Annotated in this window: 1 pseudogene; it reads left to right on the top strand. The window is 43.5% G+C overall.

The features are described from left to right. Positions 1-251, top strand: a pseudogene (locus CD152_RS11910) (hypothetical protein); the annotation flags it as partial. Positions 252-253: the final 2 nt, after the last annotated feature.

The raw sequence follows: 253 nt of genomic DNA, 5'->3' as shown, positions 1-253 counted from the left end.
TTCAGAAGACCATCCAACACAGCCAGGACAAGATAGACGACATGACCGTGGTGGATTTGAACGCTGAAAGTCTTAGACGGGACGTCTTAACGGATCTGAAAAGAGAGATGAAGTCTGAAATAGAGATGCATCAGACGGAGCTGAATCATAGCTACCTCAGGACAAAGCTTATCCTGAACTATATCCCCGTCATCATCAGTCTGATCTTTGTGATATTCACCATCTATTATCTTATGACAGGGATGCATTAGGA

The sequence above is a fragment of the Macrococcoides caseolyticum genome (genome assembly GCF_002902665.1).
In the GTDB taxonomy this organism is placed as follows: Bacteria; Bacillota; Bacilli; order Staphylococcales; family Staphylococcaceae; genus Macrococcoides; species Macrococcoides caseolyticum.
This window is presented reverse-complemented; position numbering and strand designations above follow the sequence as displayed.